This is a genomic window from Streptomyces sp. NPDC060028 (genome assembly GCF_042736725.1).
Lineage (GTDB): Bacteria > Actinomycetota > Actinomycetes > Streptomycetales > Streptomycetaceae > Streptomyces.
Genome location: NZ_JBHWVJ010000035.1, coordinates 1 through 20,937, shown reverse-complemented (window position 1 = coordinate 20,937; position 20,937 = coordinate 1). Strand labels below are relative to the sequence as shown.

The window sequence follows — 20,937 nt, the reverse complement described above, 5'->3', positions numbered from 1 at the left end:
CCCGGCATGATCGGCCCATGACCACCACCGAGAGCGTCGACACCCCGGCGGGCGAGGCCCGCGTCACCTGGCACCCCGCCCGCGAACCGCGGCTCGTGCTCGCCGTCGGCCACGGCGCCGGCGGCGGCATCGAGGCCCGGGACCTGCGCGCCCTGGCCGAGGCCCTGCCCGCCCGGGGGATCACCGTGGCCCTGGTCGAACAGCCCTGGCGGGTCGCCGGGAAGAAGGTCGCCGCCGCGCCCAAGGTGCTCGACGAGGGCTGGCGGGCGCTCTGGCCGGTGCTGGCGGAGCCGGGCCTGCCGGTGGTCGCGGGCGGACGAAGCGCCGGGGCCCGGGTGGCCTGCCGGACCGCCGCCGATCTGGGCGCGGCCGGCGTGCTGGCGCTGGCCTTCCCGCTGCACCCGCCCGGCCGCCCCGAGAAGTCCCGCGCCGAAGAGCTGCTCGGCGCCGGGCGCCCCACCCTGGTGGTGCAGGGCGGCCGGGACCCGTTCGGGCGTCCGGAGGAGTTCCCCGAGGGCGGCCACACCCTGGTGGAGATCCCGTACGGGGACCACGGCTTCGCGGTGCCGAAGAAGGCCGGGCCCACCCAGGACGAGGCCCTCGCCCGGCTCACCGGCGCGGTCGGGGACTGGCTCGCACGGCTCCGGCCGTGAAAGGGCCGTAGCCCCCGCCCGTCCGGGAATGCGGGGCCCGGCCCCTCTGTTGTCCCGGATGTCGCACGTACGGTAAATCGTCGGAGGAGTGGGAGCGCATGACCCAGGTCATCAGCCAGAACCGTCCGCAGGCCCTTGACCTGGACTGGACGGTGCTGCCCGGGCCCAAGCGCGGCTCGCTTCGGGCGGCGGCGGACCGGGATGGTCGACTATTCTCCGATTCGAGCGGGTCCGCTTTCGGAGTCGCCACGCAGTCGGAGGAGGTGGGTCCTGTCGCTGGGACCGACGAAGGCCACGCGGAGGAAACGACCCCGGAGCGCAACGCGCGCTTCGAGAGGGACGCCCTCGGCTACCTCGACCAGATGTACTCGGCCGCGCTGCGCATGACGCGCAATCCGGCCGACGCCGAGGACCTGGTCCAGGAGACGTATGCGAAGGCATACGCGTCCTTCCACCAGTTCCGCGAGGGCACCAACCTGAAGGCCTGGCTTTACCGCATTCTCACCAATACCTTCATCAACTCCTACCGCAAGAAGCAGCGCGAACCCCAGCGCAGCGCCGCGGAGGAGATCGAGGACTGGCAGTTGGCGCGCGCCGAGTCGCACATGTCGACCGGGCTGCGTTCCGCCGAATCGCAGGCGCTCGACCACCTGCCCGATTCGGATGTGAAGGAAGCCCTGCAAGCCATTCCGGAGGAGTTCCGCATCGCGGTCTATCTTGCCGACGTAGAGGGCTTTGCGTACAAGGAGATCGCGGACATCATGGGTACACCGATCGGTACGGTCATGTCGCGACTGCACCGTGGCCGCCGTCAACTCCGCGGCATGCTGGAGGACTACGCCCGTGAGCGCGGGCTCGTCCCCGCCGGCGCGGGAGAGTCGAACGACCTGAAAGGCTCGGGCTCATGAGCTGCGGAGAGCCGCACGAGACGGATTGCTCTGAGGTCCTGGACCACCTTTACGAGTTCCTGGACCACGAGATGCCCGACACGGACTGCACGAAGTTCGAGACGCACTTCGGCGAGTGCAATCCGTGTCTGGAGAAGTACGGCCTCGAACAGGCCGTGAAGAAGCTGGTCAAGCGGTGCTGCGGGTCGGACGACGTGCCGAGCGACCTGCGGTCGAAGGTGATGGGCCGGATCGAACTGATCCGTTCGGGACAGGCCGTTCCCGATCACGACGTCACGGCCGGTCCTGCTGCGGCAGGGCCCGCGACCGGCTGAATCGAACGCGAACGACCGCCCCCGGAAGGGCCTTTCCTTCACTCGAAGGTGGTAATCCGGGGGCCTCCGCATGGCGCAACGCGGAAATGTGGCCCGCCTCGCCCGGGGCCCCACCTATTCTCCCCTTTCGGTACTGGTGTGATTCGGTACCCGGCCTGCACGGCACAGGGGAGGAGAGCGCATGCGGGTACTTCCGCCGGCGGCGCGCGCCTACATCCTCGCCGCCGTTCTCGGCGCCGTCCTGTGCGTCGCCCCCGCGTTCGTGGATCCCGCCACCCCGTGGACGTCCGTGGGTCTGCTGACCCTTCTCTACCTCGGCTGCGAACTCGTCAAGGTCTGCCCGCTGCTGGGCAGCCGGGTGCCCGAGGGGCTCGGCTCCTTCTTCCCCGTGGTGCTCGCCGCCGTCTTCCTGCTGCCGCCCGCCGCCGCCGCGCTCGTCGCGCTGCCGGGCGGGCTGGCCGGGACGGTGGTCCAGCGGCCCGCCGGGGTACGCCGGGTGTGGCACGCGGCCCAGCAGTCCATAGCCGCCTGGGCCGCCGGGCAGGCGTACGGGCTGCTGCGCGGCCCGGCCGCGCTGGGCGGGGGCCTCCTCGGGGGGTCCGGTCCGCCCGCCCTGTCCGCCCCGCTGCCCGCTCCGCCCGATCCGGCCGCCTGGGTCGCCGACTTCCCGTACGTGGTGCTCCCCGCGGCCGCCGCGGCCGCCGCCTTCTGCCTGGTGCTCACCGCCCTCGACGGGGGCGTCCTGGCCGCCGCCGAACGCCGGCCCGCCGCCACCGCCTGGCGCGGACTGCTCACCCGGTCCCTCGCCCCGCACTGCGTACACGGCCTCGCCGGGCTGATGATGGCCGTCATGTGGCGCAGCCCGTACGGACTTCCGGCAGCGCTGCTCGTCCTGCTGCCGATGTACATCTCCTGCTGGGTCTTCGCCCAGTACCACCGCGAGCGCGCCGCGCACCAGGCCACGATCCGGGCGCTCGTCCAGGCCGTGGACATCAAGGACCGCTACACCCGCGGCCACAGCGAGCGCGTCGGCCAGGCCTCCGCGATGATCGCCCGCGAGCTGGGCATGGCCGAGGACCGGCTCGAAGTCGTCCGCATCGCCGGGATCCTCCACGACGTGGGCAAACTCGGCGTCCCGACCCGGCTGCTGCGCAAGGACGGGCCGCTGACCCCCGAGGAACGCCGCGTCATCGAACTGCATCCCGAATACGGGCACGAGATGGTGCGCGGCATCGGCTTCCTGGGGGAGGCCAGGTCCGCGATCCTGCACCACCACGAACGGGTCGACGGCTCCGGCTATCCGTACGGCCTGACCGGCGAGCAGATCCCGGTGCTGGCCCGGGTCGTGGCGGTGGCCGACGCCTTCGACGCGATGACCTCCACGCGCTCCTACAGCCGGGCCCGCCCGGTGCCGACCGCGCTGGCGGAACTGGAGCGCTGCGCCGGCGCGCACTTCGACCCGGCGATGGTCCGCGCCCTGGTCGGCGCCATCGGCCGACAGGGCTGGCACCCGGTGGTGACCTCCGACGACGACCTCCAGGTGATTGCCGGCGGGCCTGCGCTGTCCGCGCTCCCGGCGCAGATACGGGACAACTCCGCGGCCCGCCCCGGTCCCGGCACCGCACCCGCCGCCCGGCCGCCCGCCCCCGCCCGGACCCCGGGCGCCGACAGCCCGGGCGGCGGTGCCGGGTGAGGGCCTGGGCCGCGTGGACGGTGCGGGGAGCCGCCGGGGGGCTGATCGCGGTGGCCCTGGGGCACACCCTGTGGAACGGCCTCGTCGAGCCCGGGACCGCCCTCGCCTTCGGCGCCCTCATCGTCATCGGAGAGCTGGCCCGCCGGGACGCGGGCGGCGACACCGCGGGCACCGCAGGCGCCGCCCTGCACCGGACCGCCCCGCTCGGCTCCGCCGGGGCCCTCGGGTACGCCCTGCTCGGCCCGGCCGCCGGGCGGCCCACCCACCACGGAGTCCTCCAGATCGTCGCGGTCGTCGTCGCCGCGGCCCTCGTCGGGATCGTCCCGCACATCGCCCGTGGCCGCGGGCCCGCCCTGGACCACCTGGCCCGCCGGGTGCTCACGGTCACCTTCGCCGCCGCCTGCTTCCAGCCGCTGTACAACTCCGGCCGGCTGGAGGACCGGGTCGGGCAGGGCCCGTACCTCGTCCTCTTCCTGCTCCTCCTGCTCGGCCTGACCGCCCTGTGCGACGCCGTGCTCGCCGCCGCGCTCGCCGGAACCCGCACCGGCTGGCCGTACGGTCCGCTGCTGCGCGACGAGCTGCGCGCCCAGCTCGGCATCGGCTCGGCGATCTGCGCCACCGGGGTCGTGATGGCCCTCGGCGTGGCCGGCGCGGGCCTGTGGGCGGTGCCCGTCTTCAGCGTGCCGCTGCTGCTGACCCAGCTGTCCTTCCACCGGATCGCCGCGATCCGCACCACCTACCGCCAGACCATCACCTCGCTGGCCCGCGCCACCGAGATCGCCGGCTACACCCGGCCCGGCCACTCCCGCAGGGTCGCCGCCCTCAGCTGCGCCGTGGGCCGGGAGCTGGGCCTGTCGGAGCGGGAGCTCACGGTGCTGGAGTACGCCGCCCTGATGCACGACATCGGGCAGCTCTCCCTCGTCGACCCGGTCCCGGCGGGGGCCACCGCCGAGCTGCCCGCCGCCGAGGCCCGCCGGATCGCCGAGCTGGGCGGGGAGGTCGCCCGCCAGACGGGGGCGCCGGCCGAGGTCGCGGTGGTGGTGGAGCGGCAGGCGGACCCGTACCGGGAGCAGCCCGTCGCCGCCCGGATCGTGCGCACGGTCAACGCGTACGAGGACCTCTGCGGGCACGCCGGCGGGAGCGGTCACCCGGGCGGCTCACTGGCGGCCCTGGAGCGGCTCCGGCTGGGCACCGGGCACGACTATCAGCCAGAGGTGGTGGAGTGTCTGGCCAGGGTTCTGGCCCGGGGTGGACCCGGCAGAGTCGTTCCTGTCCAGGCTGGGTAACCCATGGGTAATGAGCGGCCGTCCGAGTGGGCATGGTTGGATGCCAGTGAGAGTGTCCGTGACAGTGTCCGCAAGGCTGCACCGTTGTCCCCCGGCTACCGCCGGGTGGTGCCCCCAGGCAGGCGGGAATCGTGAGGATCTTCGGGAAGGTACGGCATCGGCCCTCCGCCTCGTGGCGGCAGGCCACCGACCGCGCGTTCACGCTGATCGGCGACGGGCGGTACGAGGACGCGGGCGCGCTCCTGACCAGAGCCGCGGACCTGGAGCCCTGGCTGTCCGAGTCCTGGTTCAACCTGGCCCTGCTGCACAAGTTCCGGCATGACTGGGAGCAGGCGCGGTCCGCCGGACTGCGCGCCGTGGCCCTGCTGGACCGCGAGACGGGCGCCCCGGACTGGTGGAACGTCGGGATCGCCGCGACCGCGCTCCAGGACTGGCCGCTGGCCCGCCGCGCCTGGCAGGCGTACGGGCTGAAGGTGCCCGGGGACCCGCACGGCGCGGGAGCGGGCAACGGAAAGCACAACGGCGAACCGGTCGGCATGGAGCTCGGCAGCGCCGCCGTGCGGCTGTCGCCCGAGGGCGAGGCCGAGGTGGTCTGGGGCCGCCGGCTGGACCCGGCCCGTATGGAGGTCCTGTCGATCCCGCTGCCCTCCTCGGGGCGGCGCTGGGGCGAGGTCGTGCTGCACGACGGGGTCCCGCACGGCGAGCGCGTCACCGCGGCCGGCCCCTCCTACCCCGTCTTCGACGAGATCGAGCTGTGGGCGCCCTCGCCGGTGCCGACCTGGGTGGTGCTGCTGGAGGCGGCCACCGAGGCGGACCGCAACGCCCTGGAGCAGCTGGCCTCCGACGCGGGCTTCGCCGCCGAGGACTGGTCCTCCTCGGTGCGGCTGCTGTGCCGGACCTGCTCGGAGAGCGCGATGCCGAGCGGCGAGGGCGACGGGGAGCACCTGGATCCGCACGACCACAGCGAACCGGGGCATCCCGGCCCGCTGGGGCACCGTACGGCCGGGTCCGGGCCCCTGTGGGTGCCCGAGCGCGAGTGCGGGATCGCGGCGCCGGCCGGTCTGGTGCGCGGGCTGCTCGACGGCTGGGTCGCGGACAGCCCGGAGTCCAGGGAGTGGCGGGATCTCGAAGAAGTCTGCTGAGCGGGGGCCGTAGGCTGTACCGGCACATCGGTGACTTGGTGGACTTACGGAAGGCGTACGGCGGACATGGCGCAGCAGGAGAACGACGTTGTCGGTGTCGTTGGTGGAGCGAACGACGGGTACGTCGTGGACACCGAGGACTGTGAGGCGCGCGAGCTCGCCCACCGGGAGCGCGGCACCGCCCGCCCGATCACGGTGGTGGGCAACCCCGTGCTGCACCGGGAGTGCAAGGACGTCACCGAGTTCGGCGACGAGCTGGCGCAGCTGATCGACGACATGTTCGCCAGCCAGAAGGCCGCCGAGGGCGTGGGCCTGGCCGCGAACCAGATCGGCGTGGACGCCAAGGTCTTCGTCTACGACTGCCCGGACGACGACGGCAAGCGCCACACGGGGGTCGTGGTCAACCCCAAGCTCGTCGAGCTGCCGGCCGCCGCCCGCGTGCTGGACGACTCGAACGAGGGCTGCCTGTCGGTCCCGACCGCGTACGCCGCGCTGGCCCGCACGGACTACGCCGAGGTGACCGGCCAGGACGCGCAGGGCAACCCGATCAAGGTGCGGGGCACCGGCTACTTCGCGCGCTGCCTCCAGCACGAGACCGACCACGTGTACGGGTACCTGTACATCGACCGGCTCTCGAAGCGCGACCGCAAGGACGCGCTGCGGCAGATGGAAGAGGGCACCCCGCGCTACGAGACCGTTCAGAACGCCTGAGCGACGGCCTGCGGGCCCCGGAAGGCACGCCGGAAGGAATTCGGCGTGGTGCCCAGGGTCCGCAGGAAGTGGTGGCGCAGGGCGGCCGCGTTGCCGAAGCCGCAGCGGCCCGCGATGGCGTCGACGGTGTCGTCCGTGGACTCCAGCAGCTCCTGGGCCAGCAGCACCCGCTGGCGCAGCACCCACTGGTACGGGGTGGTGCCGGTCTCCTGGAGGAAGCGGCGGGCGAAGGTGCGCGGGGACATGTGCGCGCGCTCCGCGAGCTGCTCGACGGTGATCTCCTCCTCCAGGTGGCGGGCCATCCACCCGATGACCTCCCCGACCGTGTCGCAGGCGGTGCGCGGGAGCGGCCGCCGGATGAACTGGGCCTGGCCACCGTCCCGGTGGGGCGGTACGACCATCCGCCGGGCGATGGTGTTGGCCACCTCGGCCCCGTGCTCCTGGCGGACCAGGTGCAGGCAGGCGTCGATGCCCGAGGCGGTGCCGGCCGAGGTGATCACCCGGCCCTCGTCCACGTAGAGCACGTCCGGGTCGACCTGGGCCCGCGGGAAGCGGCGGGCCAGCGCCGGGGCGTGCATCCAGTGGGTGGTGCAGCGCCGCCCGTCCAGCAGCCCGGCCGCGCCGAGCACGAAGGCGCCGCTGCACACGCTGAGCACCCGCGCGCCCCGGTCCACGGCCCGGCGAAGCGCGTCGAGGAACGGCTCGGGGTACTCCCGTACGGGCGCCTGGCGGTCGGCGGGCAGGCAGATCAGGTCCGCCTCCTCCAGCCGTTCCAAGCCGTGCGCGGGGGCGATGGCGAAGCCGACGTCGGCCATGGTCAGCGGGCCCTCCTCGGCCGCGCACACGGCGAAGTCGTACACCGGCAGGCCCTGGGCGCTGCGGTCGATCCCGAAGACCTCGCAGAAGATCCCGAACTCGAACGGCGCCACTCCGTCGACCAGGGCGACGGCCACATTCGTCAGCATGACTCCAGTGTGGCAGTAATTCGCTCTTTGGTGACAGTCCTGCCACTGTTCGATCATGGCCGATCAGGCGGACAGTGGAGGTATGAGCACCTTCGTGAGCTACCTCGCCGTCCTGGCCATCGCCGCCGTGCTGCTCGGGCCCAGCCTGTACGGGGCCCGGCGCGACCGACGGATCGACCGGCAGCTGCGGGCCGCCGCCACCCGGCGGGTGTGGCTGCCGCGCCAGCGGGCGGGCGGTCTCGCGCCCACCCCGCGCAGGCGCGGCATCCGGTTCGGCACCTGGCGACGGGGTCACATGGCTCACTGAGCCCCGCCCCCGGTCCCGCCCCCTGGGCCGGCGCCGCTCCCGGCCCCGAACGCGAGGAGCCGGGACGCGGACATCCGTCGCGTTCCGGCTCCCGGCGCACCTGCTCGTACGGGCTAGAAGTCCTCGTCCAGGTCGACCGTGCCCTCGACCGCGACCTGGTAGGCCGACGGGCGGCGCTCGAAGAAGTTCGTCAGCTCCTGGACGCCCTGGAGCTCCATGAACGAGAACGGGTTCTGCGAGCCGTACACCGGCGGGAAGCCGAGGCGGACCAGGCGCTGGTCCGCGACGCACTCCAGGTACTCGCGCATCGACTCGGTGTTCATGCCCGGCAGGCCGTCACCGCACAGGTCGCGGCCGAACTGCAGCTCCGCCTCCACGGCCTCCTTCAGCATGTCGGTGACCTGCTGGCGAAGGGCCTCGTCGAAGAGCTCCGGCTCCTCCTTGCGGACCGTGTCCACGACCTCGAAGGCGAAGTTCATGTGCATGGTCTCGTCGCGGAACACCCAGTTGGTGCCCGTCGCCAGCCCGTGCAGCAGACCCCGCGAGCGGAACCAGTACACGTACGCGAAGGCGCCGTAGAAGAACAGGCCCTCGATGCACGCGGCGAAGCAGATCAGGTTCAGCAGGAAGCGGCGGCGGTCGGCCTGCGTCTCCAGCCGGTCGATCTTCTCGACCGAGTCCATCCACTTGAAGCAGAACTGCGCCTTCTCGCGGATCGACGGGATCTCCTCGACCGCGTCGAAGGCGGCCGCGCGGTCGTCCGGGTTCGGGAGGTAGGTGTCCAGCAGCGTCAAGTAGAACTGGACGTGCACGGCCTCCTCGAACAGCTGGCGCGACAGGTACAGGCGCGCCTCCGGGGAGTTGATGTGCTTGTACAGCGTCAGCACGAGGTTGTTCGAGACGATCGAGTCGCCCGTCGCGAAGAACGCGACCAGCCGGCCGATCATGTGCTGCTCGGCGGGCGTCAGCTTGGCGAGGTCGGCCACGTCCGAGTGGAGGTCGACCTCCTCGACCGTCCAGGTGTTCTTGATCGCGTCCCGGTAGCGCTCGTAGAAGTCCGGGTAGCGCATGGGGCGCAGGGTGAGCTCGAAGCCCGGGTCCAGGAGGTTCTTGGTCTCGTTGGAGCTCATTACTGGCAGGCCTCGCAGGACTCGGGGTTCTCAAGGGAGCAGGCGAGCGCTTCCGCGTCGGCGACGGCCTGGGGGAGCGCTGCGGGGGTGGCGGCCTGCGCGGCGCGGGCGATCTTCGTGGCCGGGCGCGAGCGCAGGTAGTACGTGGTCTTCAGGCCCTGCTTCCAGGCGTACGCGTACATCGAGGACAGCTTCCCGATGGTCGGCGTCTCCAGGAACAGGTTCAGCGACTGCGACTGGTCGAGGAACGGGGTGCGCGCCGCGGCCATGTCGATCAGGCCGCGCTGCGGGATCTCCCACGCCGTGCGGTACAGCTCGCGCACCTCGGCCGGGATCCAGCCGAAGCCCTGGACGGAGCCGCTGGACTCGCGCAGCGCCTCGCGGGTCTGCGCGTCCCAGACGCCGAGCTCCTTCAGCTCCTCCACCAGGTAGCCGTTGACCTGGAGGAACTCACCGCTGAGGGTCTCGCGCTTGAAGAGGTTGGAGACCTGCGGCTCGATGCACTCGTACACGCCCGCGATCGAGGCGATCGTCGCCGTCGGGGCGATGGCGAGGAGCAGCGAGTTGCGCATGCCGCTCTTCGCGACGCGGGCGCGCAGCGCGTCCCAGCGCTCCGGCCAGTTCAGCTCGACGTCGTAGTGGTCCGGGTGCAGGACACCGCGGGCGGTACGGGTCTGCTCCCAGGCCGGCAGCGGGCCGCTGCGCTCGGCGAGGTCGCAGGAGGCCTCGTACGCGGCGAGCATGATGCGCTCGGAGAGCTTCGTGGACAGCGCCTTCGCCTCGGGGGAGTCGAAGGGCAGCTTCAGCTTGAAGAAGACGTCCTGGAGGCCCATCGCGCCCAGGCCCACCGGCCGCCAGCGGGCGTTGGAGCGCCCGGCCTGCTCGGTCGGGTAGAAGTTGATGTCCACCACGCGGTCGAGGAAGGTCACGGCGGTGCGGACGGTCCCGTCCAGCCGCTCCCAGTCGATCTCGGGGCCGTCGGCGCCGGCCACGACGAAGGCGCCCATGTTGACCGAGCCGAGGTTGCAGACGGCCGTCTCGCCGTCGTTGGTGACCTCGATGATCTCGGTGCACAGGTTGGAGGAGTGCACGACCGAGCCCGGCTCGGCGGTCTGGTTCGCCGTGCGGTTGGAGGCGTCCTTGAAGGTCATCCAGCCCTGGCCGGTCTGCGCGAGGGTGCGCATCATCCGGCCGTACAGGTCGCGGGCGGGCATGGTCTTGCGGGCCAGGCCGGACTCCTCGGCCTTGCGGTAGGCGGCGTCGAACTCGTCGCCCCACAGGTCCACCAGTTCGGGGACGTCGGCCGGGGAGAACAGTGACCAGTCGGCGTCGGCGTTCACGCGGCGCATGAACTCGTCCGGCACCCAGTGGGCGAGGTTCAGGTTGTGCGTACGGCGCTGGTCCTCGCCGGTGTTGTCGCGCAGCTCCAGGAACTCCTCGATGTCCGCGTGCCAGGTCTCCAGGTAGACGGCGGCGGCGCCCTTGCGGCGGCCGCCTTGGTTCACGGCGGCCACGGAGGCGTCGAGGGTCTTCAGGAACGGCACGATGCCGTTGGAGTGGCCGTTGGTGCCGCGGATCAGCGAACCGCGGGCGCGGATGCGGGAGTACGACAGACCGATGCCGCCGGCGTGCTTCGAGAGGCGCGCGACCTGGTGGTAGCGGTCGTAGATCGAGTCGAGCTCGTCCAGCGGGGAGTCCAGCAGGTAGCAGGAGGACATCTGCGGGTGCCGGGTGCCGGAGTTGAAGAGCGTGGGGGAGGACGGCAGGTAGTCCAGGCGGCTCATCAGCCGGTACAGCGAGGCCACTTCCTCGACGGCGCGCAGGCTCTCGTCCTCGGCCAGGCCGCAGGCCACGCGCAGCATGAAGAACTGCGGGGTCTCGATGACCTGGCGGGTGATCGGGTGGCGCAGCAGGTAGCGGCTGTGCAGGGTGCGCAGGCCGAAGAACCCGAAGCGGTCGTCGGCGCCCTCGCCGAGCGCGTGCTCGACCAGCGCGTCGAGGCGGTTCGCGTGGAGGCGTACGAACTCGGCCGTGCGGTCGGCGATCAGCCCCTCGCGGTGGCCGACCTCGACGGAGGCGGAGAAGGAGGTGGCCCCCTGGCCCGCGGCCTCGTCGGCGACGGCCGTCGTCAGCAGGCGCGCGGCCAGCCGGGAGTACGCCGGGTCCTCGGAGATCAGACCGGCGGCGGCCTCGGTGGCGAGCCCGCGCAGCTCGGCCTCGTCCGCGGCGGAGCTGCGTCCGCGCAGCGCGGCGGCGGCGACGCGGCCCGGGTCGGTGTCGGGGAGGTCGGCCGTCAGCTCGGTGAGGGTGCGCAGCAACCCGGTCCCGGGACCCTCTACTGCGGGCAGGTCGGACTCGGCGCGCGGCGCGGCAGGCGCGATGGTCACGGGGGTGCTCTCCCTCGCTCGGCCCGGGCATCGGCGGGGCGGGGTGCGAGCGGGCGCATGCGGGCGTGGCAGAACGCGTACACCGCATGGCATCCACCGGCCCAACCGCGAGGCCCGGACGTATCGGCACCCGGTTCGGTCGAGCCGGGCGCACTGTCGACAGGTCCTCGGACTTGCGGATACACCAATGGGTGCATTTCATACCGTTGCGGGACAGTTCCGGATTCTCACCGGATTCCCCTGCGACGACAGCGAGCATGAGCATACATGTGGGGGCGCCTTGCTGCGGTAGCCCCCACATGTTGTGTCGGCCCCTTGCTTTACGTGGTGTTACAGCTCCAGTCGGTAGGTGAGCAGAGTCAGCCCCGGCACCGGATCCCAGTCCCGGTCCGGGGTGCGGACGAAGCCGAGGCGCTCGTAGAGCCGCTGCGCCCCGTACATGGACGCCTGGGTCGACAGCACCACGTGGGTGACCCCCTCCAGGGCCCGGGCGCGGGCGACGCAGGCGCGCACCAGCGCCTCGCCGGCGCCGCGCCCGCGGCCCCCGCGCGCCACCGCCAGCATCCGGAACTCGGCTTCCGCGGGGCCGGAGATGTCGGCCAGCGGGCTGCCGGGTGCGGCGAAGGTCACTCCGCCGAGGAGCTCGCCGCCGGCGGTCGCGGCGAGCACCTCGCCCTCGGCGGCGCGCCCCGCGACGTCGCGAAGCGTCTGCGCGTACGCCTCGTTCGACTCGAAGTCCAGCAGTCCGTCGTCCAGGTACGCCTGCGCGATGATCGCGCCCAGCTCCTCGTACTCGGCGGGCAGCGCCGCCCTGATCTCGATGTCCATGGGGTCGAGTGTGCGCCGGGGGTACGCGAAGGGCCGCCGTGTTTCCGCCGGGCGCACGCCCCGGGGAAGTGCGGCGGCCCTTCGCGCGCGGCTCAGCAGCAGCGGAACCCTTCGCGGGGGTCGGCCTCGCGGGCGTCCGTACGGGCGCGTTCGAAGGCCCGTCGGGTCGGGACCCGGGCCTGCGGGTCGTGGGAGCGGGCGTGGGCGACGTGGCGGTCGTACGCCGCCTCGCCCGTGAACTCCCGTACGTAGTAACGGGCCCTCGCGAGCACGCTGCGCAGGCTCATGACGCCGCGGGCTCCTTGACCCGGCCGCCGCCCGAGTCGAGTCCGGCGGCGGCGAGCTCCGCCCGCTCCTCGGCGGTGGCGATCAGCCCGGCGGGGGCGATGATCTTCGACTCCGTCCACGGGACCTCGGAGAGCGTGACCGACCCGGGGTTGCGGGCGGCGGCCAGGCAGGTGCGCGCGGCGTCCAGCAGCACGATGATGATCAGCAGCGCGAAGAGCACCGACAGGACACCGTCCACCGTGGCGTTGGTGACCACGGTGTGCATCTCGTCCATGTTCTTGGCGGGCTTGAGGACCTTGCCGGCGTCGATGGCGTCCTGGTAGAGGTCGCGCCGGGCGAAGAAGCCGACGGCCACGTCCGAGGAGAAGATCTTCTGCCAGCTCGCGGTGAGCGTCACGGCCACGTCCCAGGCCAGCGGGACGGCCGTCACCCAGGCCCACTTGAGCCGTCCGGACTTGACCAGCAGCGTGGTGCAGACGGTCAGCGCGACCGCCGCGAGGAGCTGGTTGGCGATGCCGAACAGCGGGAAGAGCTGGTTGATGCCGCCCAGCGGGTCCTTGACGCCGACCCACAGGAAGTAGCCCCAGCCGCCGACGACGATCGCGCTCGCGAACCAGACGCCTGGCTTCCAGCTGACGTCCTTGAAGGACTTGTGGACGTTGCCGAGGGTGTCCTGGAGCATGAAACGGCCGACGCGGGTGCCCGCGTCCACGGTGGTCAGGATGAAGAGCGCCTCGAACATGATCGCGAAGTGGTACCAGAACGCCTTCAGCGAGGCGCCGCCGAGCACGGACGAGAAGATCTGCGACATCCCCAGTGCGAAGGTCGGGGCGCCACCCGTGCGGGAGAGCAGACTGGTCTCCTCCACGTCCTTGGCCGCCTGGGCGAGGGTCTCCGGGGAGATGGCGAAGCCGAAGTGGCCCACCGCCTGCGAGGCGGCCTCGACGGTGGTGCCGACGACCCCGGCGGGGGAGTTGACGGCGAAGAAGAGCCCCGGCTCGATGATGCAGGCCGCGATGACCGCCATGACGGCCACGAAGGATTCGGTCAGCATCGCGCCGTAGCCGATGACCTGGACCTGACTCTCCTTCTGGATCATCTTCGGGGTGGTGCCCGAGGAGACCAGCGCGTGGAAGCCGGACAGTGCGCCGCAGGCGATGGTGATGAAGACGAACGGGAACATCGAGCCGGCGAAGACCGGGCCGTTGCCGACGGAGGCGAAGTCGGTGACCGCTGGCATCTTCAGCGTCGGCATGGCGATGACCACGCCCACCGCGAGCAGGCCGATGGTGCCGATCTTCATGAAGGTGGAGAGGTAGTCGCGCGGCGCGAGCAGCATCCACACCGGCAGCACCGAGGCCAGGAAGCCGTACCCGATCATCCAGAGGACCAGGGTCTCCTTCTCCAGCGTGAAGACGTCGGCCAGGGAGGACTCCGCGACCCAGCCGCCCGCGATGATGGCGAGCAGCAGCAGCGCCACGCCGATCACCGACACCTCGGTGATCCGGCCCGGCCGCAGGACGCGCAGGTAGAAGCCCATGAAGAGGGCGATCGGGATGGTCATGCCGATGGAGAAGACGCCCCAGGGGGAGTCGGCCAGCGCGCCCACGATGACGAGCGCCAGTACCGCCAGCAGGATGATCATGATGACGAACACGGCGACCAGCGCGGCGGCGCCGCCGACCGGGCCGATCTCGTCACGGGCCATCTGGCCGAGCGAACGGCCGTTGCGCCGGGTGGAGAAGAACAGGGTGACCATGTCCTGGACCGCGCCCGCGAAGATCACGCCCGTGACGATCCAGATGGTGCCCGGCAGGTAGCCCATCTGGGAGGCCAGCACCGGGCCGACCAGCGGGCCCGCGCCGGCGACGGCGGCGAAGTGGTGGCCGAAAAGCACCCGCCGGTCGGTGGGGTGGAAGTCGACACCGTTGTCGAGGCGTTCGGCGGGGGTGGCCCTGGTCTTGTCCACCTTGAGCACGCGGTTCGCGATGAAGCGCGCGTAGAAGCGGTAGCCGATCGCGTACGAGCCCAGTGCGGCGGCGAGCAGCCAGGCGGCCGAGATCTCCTCGCCCCGCGAGAGTGCCAGCACGCCCCATCCGACGGCCCCGATGAGTGCGACCAGCACCCAGACCGCCACCGACTTCGGCGAAGGGCCTCCCGGCGTCGAAGACGCAGAAGGCGAGCCCGGCAGGGTGCCCGGACTCGCCGTGTTCTGCTCTGTACCTGTTGATCCCGGTTCCGGCATGTTCCTCGTCCCCTCGTCCATCACCTGCGTGAGCAGAGGGAATCTAGGGGGACCCACCCGCTGAACGTAAGACCCCGTCCGTATATCGGTACGAGGACCTGCGGCGGATGGCGCGGCTGGTCGCGCCGCGGTGAATCAGACGGCGGGGCGCTGGAGTCGGGCGACGAACTTGTAGCGGTCGCCGCGGTAGACCGAGCGGACCCACTCCACTGGCTCCCCGTCGGCGTCCAGCGAGTGGCGGGAGAGCATCAGCATCGGCAGGCCGACGTCGGTGCCGAGCAGTCCGGCCTCGCGCGGGGTGGCCAGGGAGGTCTCGATGGTCTCCTCCGCCTCGGCGAGACGGACGTCGTACACCTCGGCGAGTGCGGTGTAGAGGGAGGTGTACTTGACCAGCGAGCGGCGCAGCGCGGGGAAGCGCTTGGCCGAAAGGTGCGTGGTCTCGATGGCCATCGGCTCGCCGCTGGCCAGCCGGAGCCGCTCGATGCGCAGGACCCGTCCGCCGGTGGCGATCTTGAGGAGTCCCGCGAGGGTGTCGTCGGCCGTCACGTAGCCGATGTCCAGGAGCTGGGATGTGGGTTCCAGTCCCTGGGCCCTCATGTCCTCGGTGTACGAGGACAGTTGGAGCGGCTGGGAGACCTTGGGCTTGGCGACGAAGGTGCCCTTGCCCTGAATCCGTTCCAGCCGGCCCTCGACGACGAGCTCCTGCAGTGCCTGCCGGACGGTGGTCCGGGAGGTGTCGAATTCGGCCGCGAGCGTGCGCTCCGGCGGCACCGGGGTGCCGGGAGGGAGCGTTTCGGTCATGTCGAGCAAGTGCCGCTTGAGTCGGTAGTACTTGGGCACACGCGCCGTGCGAGTGGCTGCCCCGCCTTCCGGCTCCGTGGTCGCCCCTTCGGTGGCCATCGCCGCCCGCCTTCCCGACTCCAGTTTCGCTGCCGTCACCGGCTCCTCCGATACGTGCGGTCACATCGTGACACGGGTGGGAGGACAGGCCTCCTCCCTCCCCCAGGTGTCGGTCCGATAACGGACCGATCACCCGCTCATTAGACCCTTGACACCCCTAAAGGTCTAGGCCAAGCTCCCGTTACTGGTCTACACCAATATGGATCGGATCCCGGCCCCACGGGCAGTACTTGAGTACTTGTGTCACCGCGGCGGGCGAGGGAAGTTGCAGGCAGCTCCCTGAGGAGGGTGGCGTGAAGCGCAAGCTCATCGCGGCGGTCAGTGTCGCGGGCATGATGGTCGGAGTCGCGGCGTGCGGCAACGGCGGCGACGACAAGGGCAAGACCGACGCGGGCGGCGCCAAGGAGATCACCGTCTGGGTGATGGACGGTTCCGCGCCGAAGGCCTGGCTCGACGAGGTCAACAAGGAGTTCTCGGCCAAGCACCCCGGTGTCACGGTCAAGGTCGAAGAGCAGAAGTGGAAGGGCATCCAGGAGAAGGTCACCACGGCCCTCTCCGAGAACACCCCGCCCGACGTCATCGAGCTCGGCAACACCCAGACCGCCGGCTACGCCGTCACCGGCGGCCTCGCCGACCTGACCGGCGATAAGGCCAAGTTCGGTGCCGACGCCTGGCAGAAGGGCATGCTCGCCTCGGCCGAGGTCGACGGCAAGCTCTACTCCGCCCCCTGGTACGCCGCCAACCGCGTCGTCGTCTACGACAAGAAGGCCTACGAGAAGGCCGGCGTCACGCCCCCGAAGACCCGCGACGAGTGGGTGGCGGGCCTGGAGAAGCTGAAGGCCTCGGACCCCGCCTCGCAGCCGATCTACCTCCCCGGCCAGAGCTGGTACGTCCTCGCAGGCTTCGTCTGGGACGAGGGCGGCGACCTCGCCGTCAAGGACGGCGGCAAGTGGAAGGGCCAGCTCGGCACCCCGCAGGCCGCCTCCGCCATGGAGTTCTACAAGAAGCTCCAGTCCTACTCCACCGCCCCGAAGGACAAGGACGAGGCCACCCCGCAGCAGTCCACCGACATCATCCCCAAGGGTGGCGTCGCTTCCTGGATCGGTCTCGGCTGGGAGGCCCAGGGCGCGCTGAAGGCCATGAAGGAAGTGGGCAAGGAAGGCGACTTCGGCTACTTCCCGATCCCGGGCAAGACCGCTGACAAGCCCGGGTCGGTCTTCCTCGGCGGCTCGAACCTCGCCGTGGCCGAGCGCTCCAAGAACAAGGCGCTCGCCAAGGAGTGGCTGGCCCTCGCCGCAGGCAAGGACCAGATGACCAAGTACGCCGCCGCCACCGAGGGCGCGCTGCTCCCGAACCAGGCCGCCTCGAACTTCGCCGCCGCCCCCGGCTCCTTCGCCGAGTCGATGGCCAAGGGCGCCGCCTCCGGCAAGATCACCCCGGTCACCCCGGGCTGGGCGAACGTCGAGACCGAGCCCAACCCGATCAAGGAGTTCATGACCAAGGTCCTGAAGGGTGACGACGCCGCCAAGGCGGGCGCGGACGCGGACAAGGAAATCGCGAGCCGCATCAACAAGTAGTCCCACCCCGCAGTACCCGCACGACCCAGCAGTGTGAACGCACCGGGGGGTGCGGCAGGCGCCCAGACGCCTGCCGCGCCCCCGGTCGCGCATTTGACTCCACAGTCAACCGCGAGGAAGCCAAGCCATGACCGTGCACTCCCAGGGAGCGGCGCCCAGCGCTCCACAGGACGCACCACCGAAGTCCGCCGGACGGCCCGAGGTGCCCACCACCAAGAGCGGCCCCGGTCCTGCGTCTCCTCGCGGGGGCAGGAGGTCGCTCCCCTCGGGGTGGCTGCCCTACCTGCTGGTCGGGCCGGCCGTGCTCAGCCTGGCCACCCTGCTGCTCTACCCGCTGATCAAGAACGTGATCCTGTCCTTCCAGGACATCAACAAGATCGAGTTCATCCAGCGGAAGTACCCGTTCGCGGGATTCGACAACTACACCGAGCTGCTGGGCGACTCCCGGTTCTGGACCGTCGTCGTCCGAAGCTTCGCCTTCACCGCGGGCAACGTCGTGCTGATCATGGTGCTCGGCAGCCTCGTCGGCATCCTGCTGAACAAGCTCGGCAAGTGGATGCGCCTGGTCCTGTCGATGGCACTCGTCATGGCCTGGGCCATGCCGATCGTCGCCTCCGTGCAGGTCTTCCAGTGGCTGTTCGACGAGCAGTTCGGCGTCATGAACTGGGTGATGCGCACCGCCGGCATCGAAGGCTACGACCAGCACAACTGGTTCGAGACCGGCCTGTCCACCCTGGTGATCGTCACGGTCCTGGTGGTCTGGGGCTCCATCCCCTTCGTCGCGCTCAACATGTACGCGGGCCTGACCACGGTCAGCGCCGAGCTGTACGAGGCGGCCCGCATGGACGGGGCCAACGGCTGGCAGACCTTCTGGAAGGTCGTCTTCCCGAGCCTCAAGCCCTTCTTCCTCATCACCACGTTCCTCGAGGTGATCTGGGTCTTCAAGGCCTTTACCCAGGTCTACGCGATGAACAAGGGCGGCCCCGACCGCGCCTCCGAGATCCTCCCGGTCTTCGCCTACGTCGAGGGCCAGAGCCAGGCCCACTACGGCCTCGCCGCCGCGATCTCCGTCCTGACCATCCTGATCCTCGTGATCGTCATGTCCTTCTACTTCCGCCTGATCCTGAAGCAGGAGGAGGAGCAGTGAGCACGACCACCGCCCCGAAGCCCGCGCCGTCCGCGCCGTCCGCGAAGCCCCCGCAGCGGCTCCGCAAGCGCCGCCCGGTCCGCCCCGCAGCCGTCGCCAAGAACATCGGCGCGCTCCTCCTGGCCCTCGTCTTCGTCTTCCCCGTCTACTGGATGTTCTCCTCGGCCCTGAAGCCGTCCAGCGAGATCCTCACCAAGGACCCCGTCTTCGTCTTCACCCCGACGCTGGAGAACTTCACCAAGGCCACCGGGGTCGACCTGTTCTGGACGTACGTCACGAACAGCGTCCTGGTCACCGTCGGCGCCGTCCTGCTGGCCCTGATCGTCGCCCTCGCCGCGAGCTTCGCCATCGCCCGGATGAAGTTCAAGGGCCGCAAGGGCCTCGTCCTCGCCGTGATGATGGCGCAGATGGCCCCCTGGGAGGTCATGGTCATCGCGATGTACATGATCGCCCGCGACGCCGAGACCCTGAACAGCCTCCCGCTGCTCACCGCGATCTACTTCGTGATGGTCCTCCCCTTCACCATCTGGACCCTGCGCGGCTTCATCGCCGCCGTCCCGGTGACGCTGGAGGAGGCCGCCCAGATCGACGGCTGCACCCGCGGGCAGGCCTTCCGCAAGGTGATCTTCCCGCTGCTGGCCCCCGGCCTGATGTCCACCTCGCTCTTCGGCTTCATCACCGCCTGGAACGAGTTCGCGATGGTCCTGATCCTGAACAAGGACAAGACCGCACAGACCCTGCCGCTGTGGCTGACCCAGTTCCAGACCGCGTTCGGCAACGACTGGGGCGCCACCATGGCCGCGTCCTCGCTCTTCGCGCTCCCGGTCCTGCTCATCTTCGTCTTCCTCCAGCGCAAGGCCGTCGGCGGCATGACCGCCGGCGCCGTGAAGGGATAACGGCCCATGACTGTCCTTGCGCACCGCACAGACACCTTGACGAGGGACGCCCTCGCGGTCCTCCAGCCCGGCTTCGAGGGCACCACCGCCCCCGCCTGGCTGCTGCGCCAGGTCCGCGAAGGCCTCACCGCCGTCGGCCTGTTCGGCCGCAACATCGCCTCGCCCGAGCAGCTCGCCGCGCTGACCGCGCAGCTGCGGGCCGAGCGGGAGGACGTACTCGTCGCCATCGACGAGGAGGGCGGCGACGTCACGCGCCTGGAGGTACGGGGCGGCTCGTCCTTCCCCGGCAACCTGGCGCTCGGCGCCGTCGACGACACCGACCTGACCCGGGCCGTCGCCCGTGAGCTGGGCCGCCGGCTCGCCGAGTGCGGGGTCAACCTCAACTGGGCCCCGTCCGCGGACGTCAACTCCAACCCGGACAACCCGGTCATCGGCGTACGGTCCTTCGGCGCCGACACCCACCTCGCCGCCCGGCACACCGCCGCTTACGTCGAGGGCCTGCAGGCCGCCGGCGTCGCCGCGTGCACCAAGCACTTCCCGGGCCACGGGGACACCAACGTCGACTCGCACCACGCGCTGCCGCGCATCGACGTCGACCTGGACGTGCTCCAGGCGCGCGAACTCGTCCCGTTCAAGGCGGCGATCGAGGCGGGCACCAAGGCCGTCATGAGCGCGCACATCCTGGTGCCCGCCCTCGACCCGACCCGCCCGGCGACGCTCAGCCCGCAGATCCTGACGGGTCTGCTGCGCAAGGAGCTCGGCTACGAGGGCCTCATCGTCACCGACGGCATGGAGATGAACGCCATCGCCGGGACGTACGGCATCGAGCGCGGCTCGGTGCTGGCCATCGCCGCGGGGGCCGACGCGATCTGTGTCGGCGGCGGACTCGCCGACGAGGCGACCGTGCTGCGGCTGCGCGATGCGCTGGTCGCGGCCGTACGCGAGGGCGCGCTCCCCGAGGAGCGGCTCGCCGAGGCGGCTGCGCGGGTGCGGGCGCTGGCCGAATGGACCCGGGGGTCCCGACCTGACGCGCAGCCGGAGGGGAGCGGCGCGTCCGGCATCGGGCTGGAGGCGGCCCGCCGCGCGGTGGTGGTGACGGGCACCGCCGCGCCGGTGACCGAGCCGTACGTCGCCACGCTCGCGCCCGTGGCGAACATCGCGGTGGGGGACGAGACCCCGTGGGGGGTCGCCGGGGAACTGGCGGCGCTGGTGCCGGGCACCGAGGCGGCCGTGTACGCGCAGGGTGCCTCGGCGGGGGAGATCCTCGCCGCCGCGGGGGAGCGGACCGTGGTCGCGGTGGTGCGCGACGCGCACCGGCACCCGTGGATGGTGGCGGCCGTGAACGCGCTCGTCGCTGCGCGGCCGGACACGGTGGTCGTGGAGATGGGCCTCCCCCGGGCGGAGCCCCGCGGTGCGTTCCACGTCGCGACGCACGGCGCGTCCCGCGTGTGCGGCCGCGCGGCCGCGGAGGTCATCGCAGGCCGGTAGCCCGCCCGGCCCGCCGGGGCGGAGCCCGGTTTCGCGGGGAGGGGCCGGCGCCCCCCCCGGGGGCCCCCCCCA

At 71.4% G+C, this 20,937-nt stretch carries 19 protein-coding genes and 1 riboswitch; of the genes, 12 read left to right on the top strand and 7 right to left on the bottom strand.

Translation table 11 applies throughout. The features are described from left to right. Window positions 1-17 precede the first annotated feature (17 nt). From ACFWBF_RS19175 to def, 7 genes are all read left to right on the top strand, one after another. Window positions 18-653 (top strand): alpha/beta family hydrolase, encoded by a 636-nt coding sequence (locus tag ACFWBF_RS19175; protein WP_385602906.1) that lies wholly within the window; start codon window positions 18-20, stop codon window positions 651-653. A gap of 263 nt (window positions 654-916) precedes the next feature. Further along, window positions 917-1,561: a sigma-70 family RNA polymerase sigma factor gene (locus ACFWBF_RS19170; RefSeq protein ID WP_008741505.1), complete on the top strand. Its 645-nt coding sequence runs from the start codon at window positions 917-919 to the stop codon at window positions 1,559-1,561. Beyond that, complete coding sequence (gene rsrA / locus ACFWBF_RS19165; RefSeq protein WP_385602903.1) at window positions 1,558-1,875, top strand: mycothiol system anti-sigma-R factor; 318 nt, start codon at window positions 1,558-1,560, stop codon at window positions 1,873-1,875. The genes ACFWBF_RS19170 and rsrA overlap by 4 nt, the downstream gene beginning before the upstream one ends. Window positions 1,876-2,056: 181 nt before the next feature. Then, window positions 2,057-3,568, top strand: a complete 1,512-nt coding sequence (locus tag ACFWBF_RS19160) for an HD-GYP domain-containing protein (RefSeq protein WP_385602900.1) — start codon at window positions 2,057-2,059, stop codon at window positions 3,566-3,568. Beyond that, window positions 3,565-4,854: an HD-GYP domain-containing protein gene (locus tag ACFWBF_RS19155; RefSeq protein ID WP_385602897.1), complete on the top strand. Its 1,290-nt coding sequence runs from the start codon at window positions 3,565-3,567 to the stop codon at window positions 4,852-4,854. The genes ACFWBF_RS19160 and ACFWBF_RS19155 overlap by 4 nt, the downstream gene beginning before the upstream one ends. A gap of 131 nt (window positions 4,855-4,985) precedes the next feature. After that, window positions 4,986-5,996 (top strand): tetratricopeptide repeat protein, encoded by a 1,011-nt coding sequence (locus tag ACFWBF_RS19150; RefSeq protein WP_385602893.1) that lies wholly within the window; start codon window positions 4,986-4,988, stop codon window positions 5,994-5,996. Between the two features lie 66 nt (window positions 5,997-6,062). Further along, window positions 6,063-6,707 (top strand): peptide deformylase, encoded by a 645-nt coding sequence (gene def, locus ACFWBF_RS19145; protein ID WP_385602890.1) that lies wholly within the window; start codon window positions 6,063-6,065, stop codon window positions 6,705-6,707. Here the strand turns inward: def and ACFWBF_RS19140 are convergent. Continuing rightward, window positions 6,695-7,672 (bottom strand): helix-turn-helix domain-containing protein, encoded by a 978-nt coding sequence (locus tag ACFWBF_RS19140; protein WP_385602887.1) that lies wholly within the window; start codon window positions 7,670-7,672, stop codon window positions 6,695-6,697. The genes def and ACFWBF_RS19140 overlap by 13 nt on opposite strands. Before the next feature lie 82 nt (window positions 7,673-7,754). On the opposite strand from ACFWBF_RS19140, the gene ACFWBF_RS19135 reads away from it, so the two are divergent. Then, entirely contained in the window at window positions 7,755-7,979 is a 225-nt protein-coding gene (locus ACFWBF_RS19135) for a hypothetical protein (protein WP_385602884.1), read from the top strand. 113 nt (window positions 7,980-8,092) lie between these two features. Here the strand turns inward: ACFWBF_RS19135 and ACFWBF_RS19130 are convergent, their stop codons facing one another. From ACFWBF_RS19130 to ACFWBF_RS19105, 6 genes are all read right to left on the bottom strand, one after another. Further along, complete coding sequence (locus ACFWBF_RS19130; protein ID WP_385230900.1) at window positions 8,093-9,109, bottom strand: ribonucleotide-diphosphate reductase subunit beta; 1,017 nt, start codon at window positions 9,107-9,109, stop codon at window positions 8,093-8,095. Then, window positions 9,109-11,496, bottom strand: coding sequence for a ribonucleoside-diphosphate reductase subunit alpha (locus ACFWBF_RS19125; protein WP_385602881.1), 2,388 nt, complete (start codon window positions 11,494-11,496; stop codon window positions 9,109-9,111). Before ACFWBF_RS19125 ends, ACFWBF_RS19130 begins: the two co-directional genes overlap by 1 nt. Before the next feature lie 162 nt (window positions 11,497-11,658). Next, a riboswitch (cobalamin riboswitch) is annotated at window positions 11,659-11,736 on the bottom strand. Between the two features lie 90 nt (window positions 11,737-11,826). Continuing rightward, entirely contained in the window at window positions 11,827-12,324 is a 498-nt protein-coding gene (locus tag ACFWBF_RS19120) for a GNAT family N-acetyltransferase (protein WP_385602878.1), read from the bottom strand. Between the two features lie 92 nt (window positions 12,325-12,416). Continuing rightward, on the bottom strand, window positions 12,417-12,611 hold the full coding sequence (locus ACFWBF_RS19115; protein ID WP_385602875.1) for a CstA-like transporter-associated (seleno)protein: 195 nt from the start codon (window positions 12,609-12,611) through the stop codon (window positions 12,417-12,419). After that, complete coding sequence (locus ACFWBF_RS19110) at window positions 12,608-14,857, bottom strand: carbon starvation CstA family protein (RefSeq protein ID WP_385602872.1); 2,250 nt, start codon at window positions 14,855-14,857, stop codon at window positions 12,608-12,610. Before ACFWBF_RS19110 ends, ACFWBF_RS19115 begins: the two co-directional genes overlap by 4 nt. Window positions 14,858-14,992: 135 nt before the next feature. Continuing rightward, window positions 14,993-15,757, bottom strand: coding sequence for a GntR family transcriptional regulator (locus ACFWBF_RS19105; RefSeq protein WP_365918853.1), 765 nt, complete (start codon window positions 15,755-15,757; stop codon window positions 14,993-14,995). A 293-nt stretch (window positions 15,758-16,050) separates the two neighbouring features. On the opposite strand from ACFWBF_RS19105, the gene ACFWBF_RS19100 reads away from it, so the two are divergent. From ACFWBF_RS19100 to ACFWBF_RS19085, 4 genes are all read left to right on the top strand, one after another. Continuing rightward, on the top strand, window positions 16,051-17,334 hold the full coding sequence (locus tag ACFWBF_RS19100; protein ID WP_385602869.1) for an extracellular solute-binding protein: 1,284 nt from the start codon (window positions 16,051-16,053) through the stop codon (window positions 17,332-17,334). 127 nt (window positions 17,335-17,461) lie between these two features. Then, window positions 17,462-18,481 (top strand): carbohydrate ABC transporter permease, encoded by a 1,020-nt coding sequence (locus ACFWBF_RS19095; RefSeq protein WP_385602866.1) that lies wholly within the window; start codon window positions 17,462-17,464, stop codon window positions 18,479-18,481. A gap of 104 nt (window positions 18,482-18,585) precedes the next feature. After that, on the top strand, window positions 18,586-19,377 hold the full coding sequence (locus ACFWBF_RS19090) for a carbohydrate ABC transporter permease (RefSeq protein WP_385603016.1): 792 nt from the start codon (window positions 18,586-18,588) through the stop codon (window positions 19,375-19,377). A gap of 6 nt (window positions 19,378-19,383) precedes the next feature. Then, entirely contained in the window at window positions 19,384-20,865 is a 1,482-nt protein-coding gene (locus tag ACFWBF_RS19085) for a glycoside hydrolase family 3 protein (RefSeq protein WP_385602863.1), read from the top strand. Window positions 20,866-20,937 lie beyond the last annotated feature (72 nt).